20 protein-coding genes are annotated in these 24,154 nt (G+C 39.2%); 11 read left to right on the top strand and 9 right to left on the bottom strand.

All coding sequences use genetic code 11. From position 1 onward, the window contains the following. The first annotated feature begins 61 nt into the window (after positions 1-61). Positions 62-391, top strand: coding sequence for a DMT family transporter (locus tag BGP15_RS23905; protein WP_070561088.1), 330 nt, complete (start codon positions 62-64; stop codon positions 389-391). 53 nt (positions 392-444) lie between these two features. Next, the gene (locus BGP15_RS23900) at positions 445-1,743 is read left to right on the top strand and encodes a DEAD/DEAH box helicase (protein WP_070561089.1); all 1,299 of its coding nucleotides are present in this window, start codon (positions 445-447) and stop codon (positions 1,741-1,743) included. A gap of 140 nt (positions 1,744-1,883) precedes the next feature. Here the strand turns inward: BGP15_RS23900 and BGP15_RS23895 are convergent, their stop codons facing one another. The 3 genes from BGP15_RS23895 to recQ form a co-directional block, all read right to left on the bottom strand. Beyond that, positions 1,884-2,978: an SGNH/GDSL hydrolase family protein gene (locus tag BGP15_RS23895; protein ID WP_115048825.1), complete on the bottom strand. Its 1,095-nt coding sequence runs from the start codon at positions 2,976-2,978 to the stop codon at positions 1,884-1,886. Between the two features lie 84 nt (positions 2,979-3,062). Beyond that, a complete protein-coding gene (gene kdsA / locus BGP15_RS23890; RefSeq protein WP_070561091.1) occupies positions 3,063-3,878 on the bottom strand; it encodes a 3-deoxy-8-phosphooctulonate synthase in 816 nt (271 codons plus the stop codon). Positions 3,879-3,892: 14 nt separating this feature from the next. Continuing rightward, positions 3,893-6,082, bottom strand: a complete 2,190-nt coding sequence (recQ, locus tag BGP15_RS23885) for a DNA helicase RecQ (protein WP_115048827.1) — start codon at positions 6,080-6,082, stop codon at positions 3,893-3,895. Positions 6,083-6,183: 101 nt separating this feature from the next. Between recQ and BGP15_RS23880 the strand changes: the two genes are divergently transcribed. From BGP15_RS23880 to BGP15_RS23865, 4 genes are all read left to right on the top strand, one after another. Continuing rightward, a complete protein-coding gene (locus BGP15_RS23880; RefSeq protein ID WP_070561093.1) occupies positions 6,184-7,149 on the top strand; it encodes a KpsF/GutQ family sugar-phosphate isomerase in 966 nt (321 codons plus the stop codon). Between the two features lie 98 nt (positions 7,150-7,247). Further along, the gene (locus BGP15_RS23875) at positions 7,248-7,622 is read left to right on the top strand and encodes a DUF1573 domain-containing protein (RefSeq protein WP_075992841.1); all 375 of its coding nucleotides are present in this window, start codon (positions 7,248-7,250) and stop codon (positions 7,620-7,622) included. 97 nt (positions 7,623-7,719) lie between these two features. Beyond that, on the top strand, positions 7,720-8,919 hold the full coding sequence (locus BGP15_RS23870) for a pyridoxal phosphate-dependent aminotransferase (protein WP_070561095.1): 1,200 nt from the start codon (positions 7,720-7,722) through the stop codon (positions 8,917-8,919). A gap of 162 nt (positions 8,920-9,081) precedes the next feature. Continuing rightward, positions 9,082-9,375 (top strand): hypothetical protein, encoded by a 294-nt coding sequence (locus BGP15_RS23865; RefSeq protein ID WP_115048829.1) that lies wholly within the window; start codon positions 9,082-9,084, stop codon positions 9,373-9,375. Between the two features lie 52 nt (positions 9,376-9,427). On the opposite strand, the gene cmk is transcribed toward BGP15_RS23865, so the two are convergent. The 3 genes from cmk to topA are packed head-to-tail and all read right to left on the bottom strand — an operon-like array spanning position 9,428 to position 12,938. Further along, positions 9,428-10,123 carry a (d)CMP kinase gene (gene cmk, locus BGP15_RS23860; protein WP_070561097.1) on the bottom strand — a complete coding sequence of 232 codons (696 nt, stop codon included), beginning with the start codon at positions 10,121-10,123 and terminating at the stop codon, positions 9,428-9,430. Then, positions 10,123-10,536 carry a hypothetical protein gene (locus BGP15_RS23855; protein WP_046672862.1) on the bottom strand — a complete coding sequence of 138 codons (414 nt, stop codon included), beginning with the start codon at positions 10,534-10,536 and terminating at the stop codon, positions 10,123-10,125. Before BGP15_RS23855 ends, cmk begins: the two co-directional genes overlap by 1 nt. A gap of 2 nt (positions 10,537-10,538) precedes the next feature. After that, positions 10,539-12,938: a type I DNA topoisomerase gene (topA, locus tag BGP15_RS23850; protein ID WP_070561098.1), complete on the bottom strand. Its 2,400-nt coding sequence runs from the start codon at positions 12,936-12,938 to the stop codon at positions 10,539-10,541. Positions 12,939-13,316: 378 nt separating this feature from the next. Between topA and BGP15_RS23845 the strand changes: the two genes are divergently transcribed. Beyond that, complete coding sequence (locus tag BGP15_RS23845) at positions 13,317-14,231, top strand: glycerophosphodiester phosphodiesterase family protein (RefSeq protein ID WP_070561099.1); 915 nt, start codon at positions 13,317-13,319, stop codon at positions 14,229-14,231. Between the two features lie 108 nt (positions 14,232-14,339). Here the strand turns inward: BGP15_RS23845 and BGP15_RS23840 are convergent, their stop codons facing one another. Further along, complete coding sequence (locus BGP15_RS23840) at positions 14,340-15,155, bottom strand: patatin-like phospholipase family protein (RefSeq protein ID WP_070561100.1); 816 nt, start codon at positions 15,153-15,155, stop codon at positions 14,340-14,342. 110 nt (positions 15,156-15,265) lie between these two features. Here BGP15_RS23840 and BGP15_RS23835 point away from each other — a divergent pair, with 110 nt between their 5' ends. Both BGP15_RS23835 and smc read left to right on the top strand, forming a co-directional pair. Then, on the top strand, positions 15,266-15,970 hold the full coding sequence (locus BGP15_RS23835) for a DsbA family oxidoreductase (RefSeq protein ID WP_159332947.1): 705 nt from the start codon (positions 15,266-15,268) through the stop codon (positions 15,968-15,970). 69 nt (positions 15,971-16,039) lie between these two features. Next, positions 16,040-19,582: a chromosome segregation protein SMC gene (gene smc, locus BGP15_RS23830; RefSeq protein WP_115048833.1), complete on the top strand. Its 3,543-nt coding sequence runs from the start codon at positions 16,040-16,042 to the stop codon at positions 19,580-19,582. A gap of 151 nt (positions 19,583-19,733) precedes the next feature. Here the strand turns inward: smc and BGP15_RS23825 are convergent, their stop codons facing one another. After that, entirely contained in the window at positions 19,734-19,886 is a 153-nt protein-coding gene (locus BGP15_RS23825; protein ID WP_286770847.1) for a hypothetical protein, read from the bottom strand. Positions 19,887-20,455: 569 nt separating this feature from the next. On the opposite strand from BGP15_RS23825, the gene ppk2 reads away from it, so the two are divergent. After that, positions 20,456-21,265: a polyphosphate kinase 2 gene (gene ppk2, locus BGP15_RS23820; protein ID WP_046672869.1), complete on the top strand. Its 810-nt coding sequence runs from the start codon at positions 20,456-20,458 to the stop codon at positions 21,263-21,265. An 84-nt stretch (positions 21,266-21,349) separates the two neighbouring features. Here the strand turns inward: ppk2 and pckA are convergent, their stop codons facing one another. After that, a complete protein-coding gene (gene pckA / locus BGP15_RS23815) occupies positions 21,350-22,969 on the bottom strand; it encodes a phosphoenolpyruvate carboxykinase (ATP) (RefSeq protein WP_070561208.1) in 1,620 nt (539 codons plus the stop codon). 281 nt (positions 22,970-23,250) lie between these two features. Here pckA and BGP15_RS23810 point away from each other — a divergent pair, with 281 nt between their 5' ends. Beyond that, positions 23,251-24,087 (top strand): MBL fold metallo-hydrolase, encoded by an 837-nt coding sequence (locus tag BGP15_RS23810; protein ID WP_112376373.1) that lies wholly within the window; start codon positions 23,251-23,253, stop codon positions 24,085-24,087. Positions 24,088-24,154 lie beyond the last annotated feature (67 nt).

Below are 24,154 nucleotides of genomic sequence, written 5' to 3'. Positions count from 1 at the left end.
CCCCCTGTTATTGACCTAATTAACCGAACCTTGCTGAGCAAAAAATTGTACCTTTGTAACAATGAAGTACACCTATCTTTTTCTTGCTATAGCCGCAGAGATATTTGCAACCACTTTCCTCAAGAAGTCTGCGGGTTTTACCCTTATAAAGCCTACCATTCTCTGTATTGTAGGCTATATTATTGCCTTCTATTTTTTAAGTATCACACTTAAATACCTGCCCGTCGGAATATCCTACGCAATTTGGTCTGGCGTTGGTATTGTAGCCATTACGCTTATTGGTATGTTCTTATTTAAACAGATTCCCGATACAGCAGCCATTATCGGTATGGTCTTGATTGTTGTTGGAGTCATTATTATCAATCTGTTTTCAAAAATGGGCGCACATTAGTTGATCTAAGATCAAAATTTGTATTTTTGTAACTTACATAAATAAAAGGATACGTGTCGTTAGAGAAACTAAAACTTAGCAAAAGATTGAATGCTACGATGACCGAACTCGGTTATCTTGCTCCAAAGGAAATTCAAAGTAGATGCATTTCCAGAATTCTTGGTGGACAGGATGTGATTGCCATCGCTCCAGAAGGTGCAGGCAAAACCACAACTTATGTCTTATCTACCTTGATGAAGTTGAAATTCACAACAGATGAAGCTCCGAAGTTTTTGATCTTGGCGCCTAATGAAGAACGTATCGACGAAATTGTTGAGAGATTCTATCAATTAAGCAAAAATAAAGATCTTCGCATCATTGGATTGCGGGCTTCAGGCAGCATGGAAGAAGAAATCGAAGAACTGGTTGATGGAAAAGACATTGTTGTAGCTACCCCAAATCGTGCAAGAGCTATCTATCTTAAATTGGCTTTGAATCTCAACCGTATTCAGACACTGATTATCGATGATGCTGAAGAGATTATCAAACAAGGAATGCAAAATACGGTAAGGGAATTAGCCGAAAGCTGCGGAAAAGTACAACATTTAGTTTTCAGTACTGTTGAACACCAAAAACTTTATGACATGATCGACAATTTCATGAATGAAAATTGTGCCTCGGTCGAAATAGATGAACTTGAGAATGACACTGTCGACACCCTAGATCTATTATTATATCATGTTCCTAATTTCACAACAAAGATCAATTTATTAAATCTTCTGTTGCAGGATAAAGAAGTATTTCAAAAAGTAGTCGTCTTTGTAAATTCGAAGCTTACTGCCCAAAAGTTGGCCAGCAGTTTGTTCAGTAGCAATAAAGAAGAAATTGCTATCCTCAATCCATTGTTCTATGATGATTTTGGCTATGAGACGATGGAAGATTTCAAGGAAAATAGTCAATCTCGTGTCCTAATAATTGCACGGGAAAATACGAACGATGTAGACCTTTCCGCTGTTCCATTCATTTTTCAATTTGAGTTACCAAATGAAAAGGAGGAATTCTTAAATCATCTTGTTAAAAATGACGAAAATGAAGAATCAGTCGTGTTGACTTTCACAACAGATCTGGAATTACCCATGGTTAAAAAAATAGAACAGGCTGTCGGTAAAAGAATGGATGTTTTGGAACTGCCAGAGGATCTTGTAATCTATAATCCCATCACCGATAAAAAGAAAAAGTCGAGCAAGGAGGAAGATAAAGAAGATCTTTCCCGAGGTGGCGCATTCCACCAAAAGAAAGAAAGCAATGCCAAGACTTTTAATTATGGCGGTGGCGAAAAGGCAAAAATGACCATGAAAATGAAAAAGAAATAAAAAAGGGAAGTTTTAAACTTCCCTTTTTTAAATAACAGCATACTGTTATCATTTTATCAACAAATCCTTTTCATACACAATTTCCCTTCGATGAGGTAAATTCGAAATACTGCTATGGTGAAGTCCTCGTTGACTGTAGTTTACTTGAGAATTTTCTTCAACAATTTAATATACGCATTTGCGATTCTTTCCATACCTTGATCATTTGGATGAGCGTAGTCAACGGTCGAATTCAGATCCAGATTAAGGTCTTGACTCGACAATAAGAAAAGCTGACGGATTCCTTTTGATTGTAATTTTTCAAAAGTCGCCTTCAGCACACGGCTACTTTGCTGGTATTCCGCATTTTTATCTTCATTAAAGACTTCGGCTATGCTCCCCGAACTATGCTGTGTCAAAATAATGGGTGTCGTCGGATGTTCTTTTCTTAAAAATGTCACCGCATTGACCAACAGTGAATCCAATTGCTCTTCTGTTAGCGACTTTGAAATAGCAAGATTAGGAATACAATCCAACACATAACAGGCAGCATCTACACTATTCATCACATCCAAAATCGGTTGTTCCAATCGACCGTTACCAGAAAAGCATAAGTTGATCATTTCATGGTCAAACGCACGTCCCACTTGGTTGGTCCAAGCTAAGCCTGGGCGACTGGTACAGGCCCCCTGTCCAATCGAGGTCCCATACACAACAATAGGTTTGGCTGCTGTGGTATGGGTATACGTTAATTTAGCGGTATTTGGCACACCAATCTTTAACCACTTAACCGTATTGTATAGCGGAAGATATAAGCGGTAATTAAATTTTCCATTGCGCCCTATATTCTTCCATGTATAAGAAATGGTATCCGAAAAATCATAATTGCCATAAGCCCATTTCCATTCCTTGTTTACAGTATCATAAGCATAAAGATCAAGCCCACTGACACCTGTTGTTGGCATATGGGGCATATTTAAACCGCCAGCCACTTGGTATTGAACCATAATCTCAGGTGAAGTAGTTTGAAAGTCAATATAGAATCCCGCACTATTCTTCCCCAGTTCCCATACGGGTTTACGTACCTGGCTTTCCAGTTCATCCGGAAGTCTATTGAAGGCCGAAAGCTTCTGATTCTCCAGCCTACCTTCCACATGCTTATCTTCTAGTGGAGAAAACCAACTATAACTCTCCTGCGCTTTGATGGCAGAAAAAGACAACAACAAAAACGCTGTCAATGCAACTTTTGAGAACATACAATAATTTAGCTTTAAGTTTGGTGTAATTGATTATAAAAAAGGAGCCTATTGGCTCCTTTCTATTGCGATTTATTTATTATACTATAAAATAGCTTGTCTAACTCGGACCAGTTTTTCCATCAAGCCTTCAAGTAAATCCAAATGTAACATATTGGCGCCATCAGACTTCGCATTTGCCGGATCAGGATGTGTTTCTATAAACAGGCCGTCGGCTCCCACCGCTATTGCAGCTTTGGCTATTGTTTCAATTAATGCTGGTTTCCCTCCTGTTACGCCAGAAGTTTGATTCGGTTGTTGTAAGGAATGTGTACAGTCCATTATTGTGGGCACGTTAAAAGAACGCATTTCGGGAATCCCGCGATAATCTACAATGAGATCCTGATAGCCGAAAGTATTACCGCGATCAGTTAAAAAAACCTTCTCATTTCCAGATTCCACGATCTTATCCACTGCAAATTTCATAGATCCAGCACTCAAAAACTGACCTTTCTTTACATTGACCACCTTGTTCGTTTTTGCTGCTGCAACTAATAAGTCAGTCTGTCTGCACAAAAATGCTGGAATTTGAAGAACGTCAACGTATGCGGCTGCCATTTCCGCCTCATGGCTCTCATGGATATCCGTCACCGTCGGTACACCAAAAGTTTTCCCAACTTTCTCTAAAATCTTCAACGCTTTCTCATCACCTATCCCCATAAATGAATCTAGCCGCGATCTATTGGCCTTACGGTAAGATCCCTTGAAAATGTACGGAATATTTAGTTTATCTGTAATTGTAACAATCTTTTCAGCAATACGCAAAGCGATTTCTTCTCCTTCAATTGCACATGGCCCCGCCATTAAAAAGAAATTCTGCGATGTCCCATTCTTGATTTCGGGAATGTATTTGTTAATCATATAATTATAAAAAATTAATTGCCGAGTTCTGATAAAAATTTGATTCGCATCAATTGGAGATCCTCATAGCTATAATCGTCTCCACCTAATTCTTTAAGCGCATCATTAATTGAATCAGTCTCTGCTGTCTTAAAATAGTCATATACCTCATCTTGACGATCCTCATCTATGACCTCATCAATAAAGTAATTGATATTGATTTTCGTTCCTGCGTTTACGATCGTCTCAATTTCTTTCAATATTTCTTCATAAGTTATCCCCTTAGCTGAGGCAATATCATCTAATGCAATTTTACGATCGATATTTTGAATAATAGACACTTTTAATGCCGATTTATTAGCTGTACTCTTAATGACAAGATCCACAGGTCTATCAATTTCATTCTCCTCAACATAGTCTTTGATCAAGGCAATAAATGGAGCACCAAATTTAATCGCTTTACCATTCCCTACCCCCTGAATCTGTTTCAACTCATCGATAGCAATTGGATAATGTGTACACATCTCTTCCAGCGAAGGATCTTGAAAGATAACAAACGGCGGCAGGGACTTGCCCTTTGCAATTTTCTTACGTAAATCTTTAAGCATACCCAACAAGACGGTATCTAAGGCCCCTGTACCCTGTCCTGTATCTTCCGAACTTGTATTATCCCCCCCTTCAATTGGACGATTCAAAACAAATTTTAGTTGATAAGGATTATCCAGATAATGACGACCAATAGCTGGCAATTTTAAAAGGCCATAATGATCAATATCTTTTTCGATAAAGTTATCAAGCACTGCCTGCCTAAGTAAGGATTTCCAATAAATAACACCTTTATCTTTGCCCTTTCCGAAAAGACGATGTTCATCATGTTTATAGGCGGATACGGGTTGGTTGTTTTGGCCGATCATGACGTTAATCACGTGATGATCATCAAATTTTTCACCCTGTTCTTGAATAAAGCCCAATACATCTTTTAAAGCGTCTTCGGCCTCAAAATATTCTTTTTCCGAACGACAATTATCACACATATTATTACAGCCCTGCTCGTCAAAATTTTCTCCAAAATAATGAAGAATCTGTTTACGGCGACATACTGCAGACTCCGAATAATCAATAACCTCTTTTAAGATCTGTGTGCCAATCTCACGTTCAGCCACAGGTTTATCTTTCATAAACTTGGTCAGTTTTTCAACATCTTTTTCCGAATAAAAAGCCAAGCAATAACCATCACCCCCATCACGTCCAGCACGTCCAGTTTCCTGATAATATCCCTCCATGGATTTAGGAATATCGTGGTGAATCACATAACGAACATCAGGTTTATCTATTCCCATACCAAAAGCAATGGTAGCCACAATCACTTCGACATCCTCCATCAAAAATTTATCCTGTGTATCTGCTCTTGTTTTGGCGTCTAAACCCGCGTGGTAAGGTAAAGCTTTGATGCCATTTAGGTTCAAAACCTCACTGATTTCTTCTACCTTTTTACGGCTCAAACAATAGACAATGCCCGTCTTACCCGATTTGGTTTTGATAAAACGTACAATTTCTTTTACGACATCTTTTTTAGGTCTTACCTCGTAATATAAGTTGCTACGATTAAATGATGACTTAAATAAAACAGCATCAGTCATCTGCAAATTTTTACGAATATCAGACTGTACTTTAGGTGTTGCTGTCGCTGTAAGCGCAATAATAGGAATATTGGCCCCTATTTCATTAATGACCTGGCGTATTTTACGATATTCTGGTCTAAAATCGTGTCCCCATTCGGAAATACAATGCGCTTCGTCAACCGCTACAAATGACACGGTGATTTGGTGTAAGAAGTCCAAATTATCTTGCTTAGCAAGAGATTCCGGAGCGACATACAGCAATTTGGTCTTCCCAGCGATTACATCATCCTTAACCTTTGTAATCTCACTTTTATTCAATGAAGAATTCAAAAAATGAGCGATACTATCTTCGCCACCGAATGCACGAAGCTGATCTACTTGGTTTTTCATTAAAGCAATCAACGGAGAAATAACAATTGCAGTCCCCTCACTCATGAGTGCTGGAAGTTGATAGCAAATTGATTTCCCTCCTCCGGTTGGCATAATTACAAACGTGTCTCTCCGTTGAAGAATACTGTTTATAATTGCCTCCTGATCCCCCTTAAAAGTATCAAAACCAAAAAAATCTTGTAAATTGTCGAAAAGTGATTTTTCTATTTCCATTGCGCCTTGGGCAAAAATAAGATAGATAAATGAAGAAATAATCTTGAAAAATAATCTATTTTTGCAATCTATTCTAATACATAAAAGTAAGAGTATTTTTTGTGAAAAACAACTACGAAATAAAAAATATAGCTATTCAAGCTATTCAAGAAGAAGCCAAGGCAGTAGCTGCTTTAGCTCAATATATTGATGATGATTTTGTTACCGTTGTCGATCGTATTCTTAATTTGCACGGCCGAGTTATTGTAACTGGAATTGGTAAAAGCGCTATTATTGCTCAAAAGATAGTTGCAACGCTCAATTCGACAGGTACACCATCGATTTTTATGCATGCTGCTGATGCTATCCATGGAGATCTTGGTATCATCCAACAAAATGATTTGATTATTGCCATCTCTAAAAGTGGTAATACACCTGAGATTAAAGTACTTGTTCCCTTTTTAAAACAGACAAAGAATGTATTGGTTGCTTTGGTCGGAAATACAGATTCCTACCTCGCTAAAAATGCCGACTATATTTTAAATACCACCGTTGAGAAAGAAGCTTGTCCCAACAACCTTGCACCAACTTCAAGTACAACTGCTCAGTTGGCAATGGGTGATGCGCTTGCCGTGGTATTACAAGAGTGCCGTGATTTCACGGATAAAGATTTTGCAAAATACCATCCAGGAGGAGCATTAGGCAAAAAGCTGTACTTGAGAGTCGGCGATCTATCCGATCAGAATGGCAAACCTAGCGTCCCACAACAAGCCACAGTAAGTGATATCATCATCACCATAACACAGTTTAGACTGGGAGCTGTCGCCGTGTTGGATGATGAAAACATACTTGGCATCATCACAGATGGTGATATCCGTCGTATGCTGGAGAAACACACGGATTTAGCGACAATTACTGCCGCCGATATCATGGGAAAATCACCTAAAATTATCGATAAAGATGAATTGGCCGCCAATGCGCTCCATATTATGCGTGAAAACAATATCACACAACTATTGGTTTCCGACAAAGGAAATTACGCTGGTGTTATCCACATACAGGATCTATTGAAAGAAGGGATAATATAACTGTAATAAAGTTGTTAGATGTACAATAAATTGGCAATAAATATTAAATTTGGCATATCAGTTGTACTATTTTAATCGTAAAGTAATATTTTAGAAGCATGAAAAAGTATATAACAATCTTAGCAGTGATCATTTCCTTTATTGGTTTTTCTTCGATGCAAACAGGACAAGGAGAATTTAAATTCGAAAAAGAAACACATGATTTTGGTAAAATTCCTGCCGGCACGCCCGTTTCGTATAATTTCAAATTTTCTAACACCGGTAGCGAGCCAATTATCATTTCCAACGTGGTGCCTACCTGTGGATGTTCTGTAGCAGAATTTACAAAAACGCCAATCAAACCAGGAGAAAGTGGTACGATTAAAGTGACTTACAATGCTGCAGCAAAAGCGCCATTCACAAAGAGCTTCACGGTGCAGTCGAATACCAAGACTCCTGTAAAAACGCTATACATTAAGGGTATTGTAGAATAACAATTCCCATAGATAAAACGAAAAAAGCCACATTATCATGTGGCTTTTTTCGTTTTATTTTGGTTAGCTTTGCACTACTAATTTTAAAAAAACTATAATGCCAGTAATATCAGAAAAAGGGCTGAATATGCCTGCGTCGCCTATTAGAAAGTTGACGCCATATGCTGATCAAGCAAAAAAAGAAGGTAAAAAGATATATCACCTCAATATCGGACAACCTGATATCCAAACACCTGAAGTGATGCTTAATGCTTTGAAAAATATACAGTTCAAAGTGTGGGCCTACACACCTTCTGAAGGTACAGCCTCTTACCGAAACAAGTTAGCAGAATATTATAATAAGCTAAATTATAATATCGAGCCGACAGATATATTAGTAACAAATGGTGGTTCGGAAGCGATTATGATCGCTATGCAAGCCTGTTTAAATGAAGGCGAAGAGATCATCATTCCAGAGCCATTTTATGCGAATTACAATGGTTTTGCTTGTTCCTCCGATGTGGTAATCAAACCAATCATGTCCTATATTGAAAGTGGATTTGCATTACCTTCCATCGCCGAATTTGAAAAAGTAATTACCGCTAAAACCAAAGCAATCTGCATCTGTAATCCAAATAACCCTACAGGTTACCTTTATTCCAGAGAAGAACTCGAAGCTCTTCGTGAACTTTGTCTAAAATATGATCTTTACCTTTTTTCAGATGAGGCTTATCGTGAATTTTGTTACGATGGCAGAGCGTTTATCTCACCAATGCATTTAGAAGGTCTCGAAAATAATGTCGTTATTTTTGATACAGTATCAAAACGTTACTCCGCTTGTGGTGCGCGTATTGGATGTATCATTACCAAAAATAAAGAACTATATCAGACAGCACTGAAATTTGCACAAGCGCGCTTAAGCCCATCCTTAGAAGGACAAATAGCGGGTGAAGCTGCTGTTGATACACCAGACAGTTACTTCGAGGCGGTATCCAAAGAATATACAGCAAGAAGAGATACCCTCGTAAAAGGGCTCAATGCCATTGAAGGAGTTTACTCTCCTAACCCGGGTGGCGCATTTTACGTCGTAGCCAAATTACCAATTGATAATGCAGATAAATTCTGTCAATGGATGTTGGAAGAGTTCTCTTACAATAACGAAACAGTTATGATGGCTCCAGCTACGGGCTTTTATAGTACAGAGGGTGCTGGAGTAAATGAAGTCCGCCTGGCCTATGTACTGAATCAGGATGATCTTAAAAGCGCTTTAGTTTGCTTAGAGAAAGCACTCCAAGTGTATCCGGGACGCACAAATTAACAATAAGATAACAGCACTTAAGAAAGGCGGAACATGCATGTTCCGCCTTTTTCTTTTTTCATGGTTCCTTCCCATAAACCCCAATTCTATTTCTTTTTAAAAAAAAACAAAACAAAGTTTTGAAGCATCTTGTTCTTCTAATAGTAACAAAAGCGATTTCATATGGATAAATTGAAGAAATTCCAATTGATGGAAAAAATAGCGAGAGAATTAGAAGATGTCAGAAATAGCCAGCAAGCTGTTTTGGAAAAAATAGGCAAAATCGAAGTTGATAACATTGAACTCGGCGATAAAAATATCGAAAAAACAATTCCCGATATCTATCAACGTACATCAGATAATTCAGATGCTATTAAAGCTCTTCTGGAATCTTTTCAAGATGAGACAGCAGAGTTTGGAGAAAAGAACAATGTTGGAAAATTATTGGAACAACAACAAATTAACAGTATAAAATAATGATATTCCAAACACAAAGAAGGTCGATTAAATAATCGGCCTTCTTTGTGTTTTATAATTGGACTTTTGCAGCCTTAGCTTTCAAATACTCTTCTTCAACAAAATGGAGCTGTTGTTCTGGTGTCAGATTAGAATTATCCAAAACAATCGCGTCTTCCGCTTGTCGTAATGGACTTTCCGCACGGGTACTGTCGATACGGTCACGTGTTGCAAGATTTTCCACGACTTCTTCCAACGTCACATCCTCCCCTTTTTCCGTCAACTCCAAATAACGTCGCGCAGCACGTACTTTAGGATCGGCCGTCATAAAAATCTTCAGATCAGCATCTGGAAAAACAGTAGTACCGATATCACGGCCATCCATAATAATATTTCGTCTGCTACCCAATTTTTGCTGCTGGGCAACCATGGCAACCCGGACAGCTTTAATTGCACTCACATCACTAACTTTATCAGAAATATACATCTGACGGATCTCTTCCGAAATATCCTCATCATTTAGATGGATCTCCGTCTTTATTGCATTTGGGATAAAATCAATATGGATATCTTTTAGTGCGCTTTCGATCGCTTCTTGATCATCCAGCGCTATTTTATGCCGGATAAAATAGAGTGTGACAGCCCTATACATGGCTCCGCTATCAATAAAGGCAAACTTCAGTTTTTTTGCCAAAGCTTTTGCCAGTGTACTCTTACCGCAGGAGGAAAAACCATCTATGGCAATAATAAAATTGTGACGTCCACTCATTATTCGTTTCCTCCTATGATTACACCTGGGCGATTGACCAAAGGAACCTTAGTCAGGTTACCATCCACAATGCTTTCAGGTAAAAAGATATATTTTTTATCGTAAATAATGTTATCAATATAAAAACTCAACCAATATTCATTTGTAAGCCCGAATACCTGTTCATCAATCGCTTCAACACGATCGAAAGATTTAGCTTCTATATTACCAATAAAATGACGCAAAGTCGTTGTTGTTACTTGTCGGCCATCCTTTTCGCCATAACCTTTTGAGCTAATCAGCACGTTCTGAATAGCAATATTCTTGTCGTTGATAACATAGACAGTCCAATTTTTTGTCTCCACCGTCTCACCTTCCAAAACGACGGCGATCATAATGTCTTTGACTATATTTTCAGGCAAATCTGCTTTCATGCTTATTTAGACTTTGTAGTTTTTTTAGCTGGAGCCTTCTTAGCGGTAGTCTTTTTTGCTACAGTTTTCTTTTCTGTTGTTTTTGTTTTAGTTGCTTTTCCTTTTGGCGCATCCGCCTCAGCCCATTTTAACACATCTTCATAGGTAATTTTTTCAATTTCCGTTCCCTTAGGAATCTTCAGATTCTGCTTGCCAAAACGAATAAATGGCCCCCAGCGTCCCTGTTCAATCTGAGCATCCGGATTTTCATCAAAAACCCGAATCACTTTTTCGATATCTTTCTGACGTTTGTCTTTGATAATCTGTATCGCCTCTTCTTCTGTCACATCCAATGGGTCAACACCTTTTGGTAGTGAGTAAAACGCCGAATTGTGACGGATATAAGGTCCAAATCGCCCAACAGCAACCGTCATTTCCTTATCTTCAAATAAACCAACTTTTTTCGGTAATTTGAACAATTCCATGGCATCATCAAAAGTAATGGTTTCGATCATCTGTCCCTTTCTCAAGGAAGCAAAACGAGGTTTCTCTTCATCGTCAGGAGAACCAATCTGTACCAATGGGCCGAACTTACCAATGCGAACCGAAACAGGCTTACCGGAAACCGGATCGACACCGAGCTCACGCTCATTATTCGCACGATCTGCATTGACTAAAGTATCTTCTACCTCAGAATGAAAAGGCCCATAGAAATCATGCAGCATTTTTGTCCATTCGGTCAGTCCATGCGCAATATCATCAAATTCTTTTTCTACGTTGGCCGTAAAATGAAAATCCACAATACCGTTGAAGTGTTCAACCAAAAAGTCATTCACGACAACACCGATATCTGTTGGAAACATTTTTCCTTTTTCGGCACCAGTGATTTCGGTTTTTGTTACCGCTGTTAATTCGGCATCCTTTAATGTCAGTACACGGTAATCGCGCGATTTACCTTCACGCTCTTCCTTTATGACATACCCGCGGTTTTGAATCGTTGAAATCGTAGGGGCGTAGGTTGAAGGACGGCCAATTCCCAATTCCTCTAATTTTTTCACCAAAGCAGCTTCCGTATAACGTGCTGGAGGTCGTGTAAAACGCTCCGTCGCCGACATGTTTTTCAACGTTAATGGCATACCAACAGCTAATGGTGGAAGAATAGCATTGTCACTATCTTCGTCCATCGCGTTGTCTTGATCGTCATCCAAGGATTCCATGTAAACTTTCAAGAATCCATCAAATTTCATCACCTCTCCTGAAGCATTCAAATCTTCAGTACGAGTTGATATGTCGATTTTTGCCAATGTACGTTCAAACTCCGCTTCACTCATTTGAGAAGCAATTGCTCTTTTCCAAATAAGCTCGTATAATCTTTTTTCGGATGCATCGCCATCGATGGTGTGCTCAGAGAAATAAGTAGGACGAATAGCTTCGTGCGCCTCTTGTGCACCCGATGTCTTTGTTTTATATTTTCTGACTTTATGGTACTGGTTACCATAAGCCGATTTGATTTCCTTTTCAGCAGCCTCAATCGCCGTATCACTCAAATTAACAGAATCGGTACGCATATAGGTAATTCGTCCTGATTCATACAGCCTTTGAGCCACCTGCATGGTGCGGGCAACCGAAAATCCAAGTTTCCGGCTTGCTTCCTGCTGTAATGTTGATGTAGTAAATGGCGCTGCCGGTGAACGCTTCGCAGGTTTTGTTTCGAGATTTTTTACAGAAAAAAGCGCTGCTTTACAATCCTCCAAAAATTTGGTCGCCTCTGCCTCTGTCGCAAAACGCTGCGGAAGCTCGGCTTTAAAACTATCCTTAACTTTTCCCGTATGAAAAAAAGCAACGATCTTAAAAGCCGCTTCGGGTTCAAATTTATTGATTTCACGCTCACGATCTACAATCAGACGAACCGCAACTGACTGCACGCGTCCGGCAGATAAAGAAGGTTTCACCTTTTTCCATAGAACCGGAGACAATTCAAATCCGACTAATCGATCTAACACCCTTCGCGCTTGTTGTGCATTTACGAGGTTATAATCTATTTTACGCGGGTTGTCAATAGCCTTCAAAATAGCTGGCTTTGTAATCTCATGAAACACAATTCTTTTTGTGCTTTCATCTTTTAATCCCAAAGTCTCAAATAAATGCCATGAAATAGCCTCTCCTTCGCGGTCCTCATCGGACGCTAACCAAACGGTTTCTGCAGCTTTAGCCAATTTCTTCAGTTCACTTACAACCGCCTTTTTGTCGGATGGAACTTCATACTTTTGTTCAAAATTCTTTTCGGTATCAATTGCATCATCGGTTTTCACCAAGTCGCGAATATGTCCATAACTTGACTTGACCAAAAAATCCTTTCCTAAATACCCTTCTATCGTTTTCGCTTTCGCCGGAGACTCAACTATCAATAAATTTTTCGCCATCTAATTTGAGATTTGTGCAAATAAAGGGAATTCTGAAAGGAATGACAATAATTTCTTACAAAAAAGACAAAAAAAATAGATTTCATGTCGACAATTAAGAAATTTATCCTACAATCAAGAAGCAGGTAACGAGCTCATGGTTGGCATAGAAACGCTGTCAGATCAAGGTAATTTGCCCATCGAACTACTTTGTGCCCCTCAATTTCAAATCAAAACAAATTCATTTAACTTTATTCGGTTTCGAATTCACCTTCATAAAGTTGCAAAATCAAGTATTCGAAACAGTTAAAATACGTAAAAGCAAAATATATATGTATATTCGCTTATTCAAAAGGGCAATATATAACAACTCCGCTATTTTGTTTAAATATTTTAATAATGAAAAGAAGTCTTCTCAGAATTGCCTTTTGGGGCACGTTATTACCATTTGCATCTTGTTCAGTTATGAAAGATTCAGCAAAATCAACTTCAGACAATTTCCCTAAACTTAGCTTGGAAGCGCATCGTGGTGGCCGCGGCCTATACCCTGAAGAATCTATCGCTGCCATGAAAAATGCAATAGATTTTGCAAAGGTGACAACACTGGAAATGGATTGTCATATTACCAAAGACCGTAAGGTTGTTGTCTTTCACGACGATTACCTTAACCCGAAGTTTGTATTGAAACCCAATGGCACCGAAATTTCTGACAAGGACAAACCGTTGAGAATTTACGATATGCTTTATAAAGATCTGGTTAAGTACGATATCGGATCGAAATTTTACAAAGAGTTTCCTGAACAAAAAAAACAGGTTACACGTATAGCAAAACTAGCAGACCTTATTGATAGTACTGAAGCCTACGCAAATCTAAAAAGGAAAGCGCCGATGTTTTACAATATCGAAGTGAAAAGTAAGGAAGATAAAGATGGTATTTTCCATCCAAGGGTTGAAGAATTTGTGGATCTTATGGTACAGGTAATCACCGATAAAAAAATTGCTGCGCGAACCGTTATTCAATCGTTTGATAGCAGAGCCATTAACTATCTGCACAAAGCATATCCTCAAATCAAAGTTTCTTATCTTATTGATGCAAACCATACAAAAAGTATTGAGCAAACAATTGCAGCTTTGGGTTTTACGCCTTTTATTATAAGTCCGCATCATAAAATAGTAACAAGCGATTATGTCAAGCAGTGTCACAAAGCTGGTATCAAGGTCATTCCTTGGACAGTCAATACGAAAGAAGAAATCGAGCAACTAAAAGCCGTGAAAGTTGATGGCATTATTAGCGATTACCCCAATTTGTTTTAACAAATACTTCGCATGGTTCGCTTAGAATAAAAATATCAGTTTCAGTGTATCTCAATGCCAGAGAAACCATGTACAGCCAAAGCAAAGTAGTCCCTTGATCGTCCTAAACTACTTTGCTTTGGCTTTGTTTTTTAATGCTTTGTCAATATATTCCCGCCCCTTCTGGACCAAAAATTCAGAGCGGTGATAATCCCAAAGGTTACAGATATTATAGGGAATGTCCACCACCACATCGGGCCGGTATAAATCAACAATCATACGGCTCATTTTCCTGCGCATCACATAGTATGACGCTTGGAGTATATCCAACGAATTCGAAGTCCTTGTATCCAGTTTTTTGATAACAGAATATTGTTTATCCGGTTTAGATTCCAGATTAACCGCTATGATTAGGTTCTCTTTCTTGGTGACATGATTTATAGGCAATGGATTGAGTACCCCGCCATCAACATAGACATGATTGTCGTCTTCTACAGCTGTAAACACCGCGGGAATGGCAATCGACGCCCGAATGGCATCATACATACTTCCAAAGTCCAGCACAACCTCCTTTTCGTAGTTTAGATCTGTCGCAACGGCTTTAAACAAAATAGGGAAAGTCTCAATATTAGCATCCGGAATCACAGATTTCAAGGCGTTAAACACCTTGATCCCCTTCATCATCCCCAGTCCCTTCCAGCTAAAATCCATCATATTAAAGACCGATTTCTTCGTCAGGCGCTGCATCCATTCTTCCAGAACATCCATCTTCCCCTGTGCATAGATACCACCGACAAGCGCTCCTATTGAACAACCTACCACCTCATCGATTTCGTAGCCCAGCTCTTCAAGACGTCGAATAATACCAATATGCACCAGGCCTCTTGCACCACCCCCGCCCAGAACAAGGGTAACTTTACGATTTAAAAAAGCTTTCTCCACCATAGTTATACAAATACTTGAAACACTTGTTTACATCCATGCAACAATGTAAACAGATAATCATCGTTATTATATGTATTTTTGATTACAATATACGCAGTAAAAAAAGAAATATGAAAATAGAAATTTGGTCGGACATCATTTGTCCTTTTTGTTATATTGGTCTGACAAAGCTTGAACTAGCTCTTCAGGAGTCCACAAGTAAGCCATCCGCTAAAATCATCTGGAAATCGTATCAGCTTAACCCTGATTATCCCGAAGATGCTCCAGCAATGCCAACCTACGATTACCTCGTTCAAACGAAAGGCATGAGTATGGACGATGTCGTTGCGATGACCTCACAGCTCAGTGCACAAGGAAAAGAGCTGGGTATTGATCTGAACTTTGAAAAAGCAATCGTTGTAAATACAAAAAAAGCACATCGTCTGATACATTTTGCCCAAGCGCAACAAAAAGGCACTCAGATCAAGAAAGCCTTATTTAAAGCTCATTTTACGGATGGTCTTGATGTAAATAACAACGAGGTGCTCAGCACGATTGCTGCGCAAGAGCATCTTTCCGCTCAGGAGGTAAAAAACTTATTGGAATCTGATGAATATGCTTATGATGTTGCACAGGATATTCAAGAAGGTGTCAGCTTAGGACTCCGAGGTGTCCCTTTCTTTGTATTTGACAGAAAATATGCTATCCCCGGAGCACAGCCCATGGAAGTCTTTCACAACACCATAAATGAATGCTTGGCCAGTCAGCCAACACCGCTTGAACGCAGAGGCGAAGAAGGCCCTTCATGTGATCCTGAAACAGGAAAATGTGAATAAAGAAAGGAAAAATTATTGTTTAATTTTACTATTTTCGCAAGCTTATAACGACAAACAAATTTGGTATAAATGCAGTTAACCAAACTAGAAATTAAAGGATTTAAAAGTTTCGGAGACAAGATCACGATCAACTTCAATGATGGTGTCACAGCGATTGTTGGCCCCAATGGATGTGGGAAGTCCAATGTGGTCGACGCCATACGCTGGGTGCTGGGAGAGCAGAGCACAAAGATGCTTCGCTCCGATAAGATGGAAAATATTATCTTCAATGGAACGAAAAATAGAAAACCGGCAAACCTTGCAGAGGTCTCGCTGACCTTCAACAACAACAATAATATTTTGCCAACGGAATTCTCGACAGTAACCGTCACGCGGAAGCTGTTTCGCAACGGCGATAGTGAATATCGATTGAATGATGTCAAATGTCGTTTAAAAGATATCACAGATCTGTTCCTGGATACCGGAGTTGGTGCGGACAGCTATTCGATCATCGAATTGAAAATGATTGATGAAATTATCAATAATAAAGATAATTCACGTCGCAACCTCTTCGAAGAAGCATCTGGAATCTCTAAGTATAAAGTTCGTAAAAAACAGACTTTGGCAAAGCTGAGAGATACTGAGGCCGATCTTAGCCGTGTAGATGACTTGCTTTACGAAATCACAAAGAACCTCAAATCATTAGAAAATCAAGCTAAAAAAGCTGAAAAATATACCTCACTTAAAGCAGAATACCGCCAAAGCAGTATAGATTTGGCTTATTATAAAATAGCAGATTTCTCGACTGAATTGGAAAGACTTCAAACACAAGAATCCAAGGTTCAGAAAGATGCTGCCAATGCACATCAAAGTATTCTGAATGCGGAAACGGAACTCCAATCACTCCGCCAGACAAATTTGGAACAAGAAAAAAACCTTTCGGTACAGCAAAAAACAACGCAGGAATTTGTCAATAAAATCCGAGGTTATGAATCGGAAAAGAAGATCAAAAACGAAAAGGTCAAAAATCTTCAAGATAAAGAGAACCGGTTGAACCTCGATATCAACAGTGATAAACAACAGCTTAATCATGTACTCTACACCATCAAACGACTGAATGAAGAATTGTTTGATGAACAAAATAAACTCGATTCGTTAAAAACGAATCTTGAATCGGATAAATCCGAAGTCGACGAACTGAGGGGACAGCAACAATCGGCAAAGGGAAAGCTTGATCTTTTTAATAAGAGTAATGCTGAATTACAGGCAAAAATCTACAAATTAGAAAAAGATCTTGCCGTATTTACCATTCAGAAAGAAGCCCTCCTCCAAGAATCTGTTCGCAATAGTGTAGATACAGAAGCAAAAGAAGCCGAATTGCAGCAGTTTAATTCTGCTGTTACTGAACTGGAAGGCCGTGTGGAAGCACAGCAGTTACAGTATGACTCAGCAAACCAGCTGGAAGAAGAGCTCCAAGGACAGATCAGTCAGTGCCAGGCAAACCTAGAAGAACTTAAGGCCCAGCTTGCCAAAGACCTCCGTCTGGTAGATGCCAAACAAAACGAATACAACCTCACGAAATCTCTTGTTGATAATTTAGAAGGTTTCCCCGATTCCATTCGGTTCCTCAAGAAAAATGCAGGATGGAAAAAGCAACCTCCGCTCCTATCAGATGTCCTTTTCTGTCAGGAAGATTATCGCGTGGCTATTGAGAACTATCTAGAGCCTATAATGAATCACTATGTTGTCGAAACACAACAAGATGCTGTTCAAGCAATTCAGCTATTGAGCGATGCCGCAAAAGGAAGAGCTAATTTCTTTGTTTTAGATGCCATAACACACTCGCCAAGCGCTGCCCCTGCACCAAATGACAATTTGATGTCTGCGTTGGATGTGATTACAGTAGACGAAAAGTACAAGGCTTTATGTACGATGCTGCTCCAGCAGGTCTTTATTCTTAAACATGACAATGAAAAAGAACTGGATGAAAAGCTACCTGCTCTGGGACAGGTGATTCTGCAAAAAAATGGACGTTTTTCGAAACATCATTTGGGTCTTTCTGGTGGTTCCGTGGGATTATTTGAGGGCAAACGTATCGGAAGAGCGAAAAACCTCGAAGTGTTATCCCAAGAGATCAAAACCTTAAATCAGGAAATAGCAAAACTTGAAGATAAAATAACCGCCGAAACAGCTCGCTTGGATGTACTACGCGGCAATTCGCAGAAAGAGTTAATCGATGAGCTTCGTTTTCAGCTCAATAGACTGAATAATGAATTAATTACTGTCAAAACAAAGCAAGAGCAATATCAAGCCTTCATCAATAACTCCCAGGCCCGTAAAAAAGATATTCAGGAGAAAATTGAAAGTATAGAATCAGATTTAAGGATTGCCGAGCCACAGCTTCAGGAGCTGCGCCAGGAAAAAGAACAGAGTATCGCCGAATTATCGACTTTACAGGACCAGTTCCATGAAATAGCTGAAATACTTAACGAAAAATCGACCGCATACAATCAAGAGAATATCGCTTATCATCAACAGTTAAACAAAGTTTCCAATATCACGAAAGATCTCGAATTTAGAGAGACGCAGAAGGATGACCACGAACTCCGTCTGGAGCGAAACAGTGCAGAATTAGTTGAAGTGCAAGAAGCGTTAAGAACAACCATTCCATTTGAAGATGAAGAAGATCGGGATCTTATTGCCATGTATGAGCAGAAGATTGCTTTAGAAGATGGTCTTAAAGAATTGGAAGACAACTACTATGCAGATAAGCAGAAAATCAATAATCTCGAAGACGCCCTGACACAGCAGCGTCGTTCAAAAGAGCAGAGTGACTTTCTTATTTCAGAGATCAAAGATAAAAAAACAGGTCTGCAGATCGACCTCAATGCCTTAAAAGAACGCCTTTCCGTTGAATTCAACATTGAATTGAAAGATCTAATTGACCGTGAAGATGCGCCTGAGATCACAGAAGATCAAGCGACATTGGCAACCAAATGTAGCAAACTCAAGAAACAGCTTGATGAATTTGGAACGATCAATCTGATGGCAAAAGAGGCTTTCGACGAGATGAACGAACGCTATGATTTCATTAACAAAGAGAAAGCTGATTTAATTGAAGCAAAAGGATCCTTGATGGCAACAATAAAAGAAATTGACGATACCGCTCAGGTTCAGTTTATGTTTACATTTGATGCCGTGAGGAATAACTTCGTTAAAGTATTCCGTTCGCTATTTAACGAAGAAGACAGCTGTGACCTGGTACTCACAGACCCGAGCAATCCGTTGGATTCAGATATCGACATTATTGCAAGACCCAAAGGGAAAAGGCCGCTGTCTATCAATCAGCTTTCGGGTGGTGAAAAGACCTTGACTTCAACAGCTCTCTTATTCTCACTCTATCTTTCTAAACCGGCACCATTTTGTATCTTCGATGAGGTGGACGCTCCTTTAGATGATACGAATATTGATAAGTTCAACAATATTATCCGGGATTTTTCGAAAAATTCACAATTTATCGTAGTCTCACACAATAAGAAAACGATTGCAAGTACAGACATCATCTATGGAGTAACCATGGTGGAACAAGGTGTATCCCGTGTAGTAGCAGTAGATCTAAGAGAAGTTGCCTAGAGCGCAGCAAAATACACAATAAATAAGGCGGACCGGATGTACATCTGGTCCGTCTTATTTTATATATATCGATTTAAGTTCCGCCCGACTTTAATGAGACTCTTTACTGCAACAAACAGTGAATTGCTCTGAGCTTATTTCATGTCGCAGATCAATATAAGGATAGCGAGCAGACAGCTGATTCCCCCAATAAATAAACCGACTGATAACCAAACGGGCCCGCTACTAATCCCGCCAATGCCCCTGCCATTCGTAGAGGCAAATCCACCAATGCAACACAAGCTCCAAGTGCTGTACCACGCATCTGTAATGCAACTTTTTTATGACTGCCCCCCCCACACAACTATATTTCGAGTACAAATATGCTACGGATCAAAAAGCTAACATTGACTTAAGTCAAAAAAAGCCTTTAAGTCGAAAATGGGACCTGAAAAATAAAAAGCCCAGAGTGGGGAACTCTGAGCTTTCGTTAGCCATATATTAACCTATTTTATGAAAAGTATTTGTAATGAAAACGTCGCATTTTTGAATTCATTATAAGAATAGATGCCATTTAACATTTTTTAACATTTAGAATAAACGGAGGATCAGCTCAATTAAGCGGGAACAGAATCGTATTTTTTCGTACTCTTGAAGCGATCCCCCATCCGACAAAAAAGCTCGAAGTGGGGAACTCCGAGCTAACCTAACCAATTATTAACCTAAATTTATGAAAAGTCTTATTTATGCAAACAGCCTTTTTTGCTGTTTAGAATTCTAAACGTAAGTGAAGAGCTTATTATTACACATCCCATTCGGAATTATATGAAATTTGACGTTTTTTAACAATTCAATAAGTAACTTTAGGAAAACGAACGTATAAATCAATAGCATATGGCAGAATACGATTTAAATGAACTTCAGAAGATCTACGAAAACAAAGATGTTTTAAACTATCTGGAACAGCATGGCATTCTGGAGATAAAAAAATTCAATGATGTTTACGATTATGAAAAGGAGCTTTACGAGCTCCAAGTCAAGCTCTTAAAACTTCAATATGAAATCATTGAAAAAGGAAAACGAGTACTGATTATTTTTGAAGGCAGGGACGCTGCGGGTAAAGGCGGTACAATTGGCCGTGTAACCCAATACCTGAATCCCAAAAAGGTGCGCGTTGTTGCATTGCCTAAACCAACCGAGGAGGAAGCTGGACAATGGTATTTTCAACGATATATCAAACAGCTCCCCAATGCTGGGGAAATTGTGATTTTCGACCGCAGCTGGTATAACAGAGCTGTTGTTGAACCAGTATTTGGATTTTGCACCAAGGAACAGCACGAGCTGTTTATGAACCAAGTTCCTGAATTTGAGAAGCAGTTAATCGACGATGGCATCATCCTTATCAAATTATTCCTGAATATCAGCAAAGAAGAGCAGGCCGAAAGATTAAAAGAGCGAAAAGAAGATATCCTAAAACAATGGAAAATCGGTGTGCTGGACGAGCAGGCGCAGGAGAAATGGGATGTTTATACGGGTTATATTGAAGATTTATTTAAAAAGACAAGCACCAAAAAATCGCCTTGGTTAGAAATTACCAAAGATAACAAGAAAAAGGCCCGCTTAGCGTCCTTCAAACTGATTATCAATGCGCTTGTTGGAAGTGAGCAGGAAAAAATAGATTCTTTCGTTACAAAACACGACTAAATGACTGTCGGTCTGGTAAGGTATCATTATAAAAAAACAGGAGGAAAAGTATTTCCTCCTGTTTTTTTATAATATTAAAACGAATTAAGATACAAGTATCGTAGTTTCGATTTTAGGTCCTGCGGCCAGCACGGAGTCCGGCATTTCATTATTGAATTTTTCAAAATTCGAAATGAACAGCTTCGCCAAGCGTTTTGCTTGCATGTCATAAGCCTCATCATTGTTCCATAAACCGCGTGCATCTAAAATTTGTGCAGGAACATGCTCTCCACAGCTCGTTGGATATTCCAATCCAAAAATATCATGCTTATTAAACTGAGATTCCAGTAGTGAACCGTCCATGGCCGCGCGAATTAGCGATCGTGTATAATTCAGCTTAATACGTCTACCTATTCCGTAAGGACCAGCAATCCAGCCTGTATTCACTAGCCAAACTTTGATGTTACGATTTTGCTCTAGTTTCGAACGCAGCAAGGCCGCATATTTTGAAGGATGGAGCGGTAAAAATGCCTGTCCAAAACAGGTTGAAAATGCTGCTGTAGGCTCCTTTATCCCGACCTCTGTACCGGCAACCTTTGCTGTATAACCACTGACAAAATGATATACCGCCTGATCGGTGGTCAACAATGAAATGGGAGGAAGTACACCAAAAGCATCTGCTGTAAGGAAAAAAATATTTTCTGGTTCATTGCCAATTCCATTTATTTCGGCATTTTCCATAAAATCGATGGGATAGGATACCCTCGTATTCTCTGTCTTGCTAATATCGTTATAATCAGGTCGATCAAATTCATCCAACACAACATTTTCAAGGAGAGCCCCAAAACGAATTGCGTGAAAGATCTCAGGTTCTTTGTCTTCTGACAACCCTACACATTTGGCGTAGCAGCCGCCTTCGAAATTGAATATTCCCCTTTCGCTCCATCCATGCTCATCATCACCAATCAACTTTCTGTTTCTATCAGCCGACAGGGTCGTTTTCCCTGTACCTGAAAGTCCGAAAAATAACGCTGTCTCCCCTTCCTTCGAAGTGTTCGCCGAGCAGTGCATAGAAAGCACATTATGCTGGAATGGCAAAATAAAGTTCAATATTGAAAAAATGCTCTTTTTAATCTCCCCCGTGTAACCGGTCCCTGCAATCAGTACTATCTTTTTTGTAAAGTCAATCGCGACAAAATTTTCGTTGATAATGCCATATTGATGCGGCTCATCGATAAGCAGCGTCGGAGCGGCTAAAATCGACCAGGCTGGCTGGGCATCTGGATTTGGCTCCGGCCGTAGAAACAGGTTATTGGCAAATATACTTTGATAAGCTGTTTCCGTAACAACACGTAAATCTATTTGATAAGCTGGATCAGCCCCTGCAGCACAATCTCTTACATAGATGATTTGATCACTTAAGTGAGCCGCTACTTTCGAGAGTAGTGCTTCGAAATTAGCCGGAGACATTCGTTGATTGATCTCTCCCCACCAAACGCTATCTTTAGTTAAAGAATCTTCGACCAGAAACCGATCTTTTGGCGATCTTCCAGTAAATTTCCCTGTATCAGCAGCTAGCGCTCCCGTATCAGAAAGTCGACCTTCGTGATTTGCTAAGGCATGTTCGACCAATTCAGAAACAGGCAATTGATAAAATACATTTTTTGTACTATCAATTTTTAAATATTTCAAATCAGGCGCGTTTCCAATGTTACCCTTTTTCATATTTTTTGTTTGTTTTAAAATGTGCCCAAATTTAAAGGCATTTTTCGCTAAAAACAAAACTTAATTACCTAAAAATCAAGCTTATTGTACAAAAAACACAAAAACAAAACACTCATTAACAGCAACTTATAGAGGTAAAAAAAATTAAACTTTTTAGCATATTTTTTTAGCACATCAATTTATCACCATCAAAAAATATCACATATTTTTCGTAAATTGTTCCAAGCTTTACAAATATTAATAAGGTAAAAACAGATCATTAAAAGACATATCATCTGCGAATGAAATTACATGCCATAGAAACGGGATTTTTCAAACTTGATGGCGGTGCAATGTTTGGCGTTGTCCCCAAGAGTATCTGGAACAAAACAAACCCGGCCGACTCAAACAATATGTGTACCTGGGGAAACCGCCTGCTCCTCATCGAGGACAGTAATCGTTTAATGCTGGTCGATACAGGATTGGGAGACAAACAAAATGAAAAATTCTTCAGCTATTATTATCTTCATGGCGATGCAACGCTGGATAAATCATTAAAAAATAGTGGGTTTGACAGAAGTGATATCACCGATGTCATCCTTACACACCTGCATTTCGATCATTGTGGTGGCGCTATCGCCCGCCAAGGTGAACAACTCGTTCCGGCTTTTAAAAATGCTCATTTTTGGAGCAATAGCGACCATTGGTCTTGGGCTACCGATCCTAATCCACGCGAAAAAGCTTCTTTCTTAAAAGAGAACATTTTACCAATACAAGAGAGTGGGCAATTAAAATTTGTCGAAGATCACCAAAATCCTTTCGGAAGCAATATTGCTATCCGTTATGCACACGGTCATACAGAAGCGATGATGCTGCCTCAGATACTGTATAAAGGCAAAACGATCCTCTATATGGCGGATCTATTGCCATCGGTGGGACATATCCCCATTCCTTATGTTATGAGCTATGATGTTAGACCTCTCGTGACCATGGAGGAACGCAACAGCTATTGGAATGAGATCGTCGATAATGAATACATCTTATTTTTCGAACACGATCCGATACATGAATGCTGTACACTTCAGCGTACTGAAAAAGGTATTCGGGTAAAGGATATTTTCAAACTGAGCGACATTTAGCTGAGACGTTTATAGAAGATGAAATAGGATATAAAAAGAATATACAAAAAAGGCTACTTTAAAGTAG

This window comes from Sphingobacterium sp. 40-24 (assembly GCF_001899705.1).
In the GTDB taxonomy this organism is placed as follows: Bacteria; Bacteroidota; Bacteroidia; order Sphingobacteriales; family Sphingobacteriaceae; genus Sphingobacterium; species Sphingobacterium multivorum.
This window is presented reverse-complemented; position numbering and strand designations above follow the sequence as displayed.

Excerpts from the sequence above, each read along its gene's own strand:
- kdsA (WP_070561091.1), bottom strand. The coding sequence starts at position 3,878 with ATGATTAACAAATACATTCCCGAAATCAAGAATGGGACATCGCAGAAT.
- BGP15_RS23895 (WP_115048825.1), bottom strand. The coding sequence starts at position 2,978 with ATGTTCTCAAAAGTTGCATTGACAGCGTTTTTGTTGTTGTCTTTTTCT.
- BGP15_RS23825 (WP_286770847.1), bottom strand. The coding sequence starts at position 19,886 with ATGCGTGGTACAGCACTTGGAGCTTGTGTTGCATTGGTGGATTTGCCT.
- topA (WP_070561098.1), bottom strand. The coding sequence starts at position 12,938 with ATGGCGAAAAATTTATTGATAGTTGAGTCTCCGGCGAAAGCGAAAACG.
- pckA (WP_070561208.1), bottom strand. The coding sequence starts at position 22,969 with ATGAAAAAGGGTAACATTGGAAACGCGCCTGATTTGAAATATTTAAAA.
- BGP15_RS23845 (WP_070561099.1), top strand. The coding sequence starts at position 13,317 with ATGAAAAGAAGTCTTCTCAGAATTGCCTTTTGGGGCACGTTATTACCA.
- recQ (WP_115048827.1), bottom strand. The coding sequence starts at position 6,082 with ATGGAAATAGAAAAATCACTTTTCGACAATTTACAAGATTTTTTTGGT.
- ppk2 (WP_046672869.1), top strand. The coding sequence starts at position 20,456 with ATGGCAGAATACGATTTAAATGAACTTCAGAAGATCTACGAAAACAAA.
- smc (WP_115048833.1), top strand. The coding sequence starts at position 16,040 with ATGCAGTTAACCAAACTAGAAATTAAAGGATTTAAAAGTTTCGGAGAC.
- BGP15_RS23810 (WP_112376373.1), top strand. The coding sequence starts at position 23,251 with ATGAAATTACATGCCATAGAAACGGGATTTTTCAAACTTGATGGCGGT.
- BGP15_RS23855 (WP_046672862.1), bottom strand. The coding sequence starts at position 10,536 with ATGAAAGCAGATTTGCCTGAAAATATAGTCAAAGACATTATGATCGCC.
- BGP15_RS23870 (WP_070561095.1), top strand. The coding sequence starts at position 7,720 with ATGCCAGTAATATCAGAAAAAGGGCTGAATATGCCTGCGTCGCCTATT.
- BGP15_RS23905 (WP_070561088.1), top strand. The coding sequence starts at position 62 with ATGAAGTACACCTATCTTTTTCTTGCTATAGCCGCAGAGATATTTGCA.
- BGP15_RS23865 (WP_115048829.1), top strand. The coding sequence starts at position 9,082 with ATGGATAAATTGAAGAAATTCCAATTGATGGAAAAAATAGCGAGAGAA.
- BGP15_RS23835 (WP_159332947.1), top strand. The coding sequence starts at position 15,266 with ATGAAAATAGAAATTTGGTCGGACATCATTTGTCCTTTTTGTTATATT.
- cmk (WP_070561097.1), bottom strand. The coding sequence starts at position 10,123 with ATGAGTGGACGTCACAATTTTATTATTGCCATAGATGGTTTTTCCTCC.
- BGP15_RS23875 (WP_075992841.1), top strand. The coding sequence starts at position 7,248 with ATGAAAAAGTATATAACAATCTTAGCAGTGATCATTTCCTTTATTGGT.
- BGP15_RS23840 (WP_070561100.1), bottom strand. The coding sequence starts at position 15,155 with ATGGTGGAGAAAGCTTTTTTAAATCGTAAAGTTACCCTTGTTCTGGGC.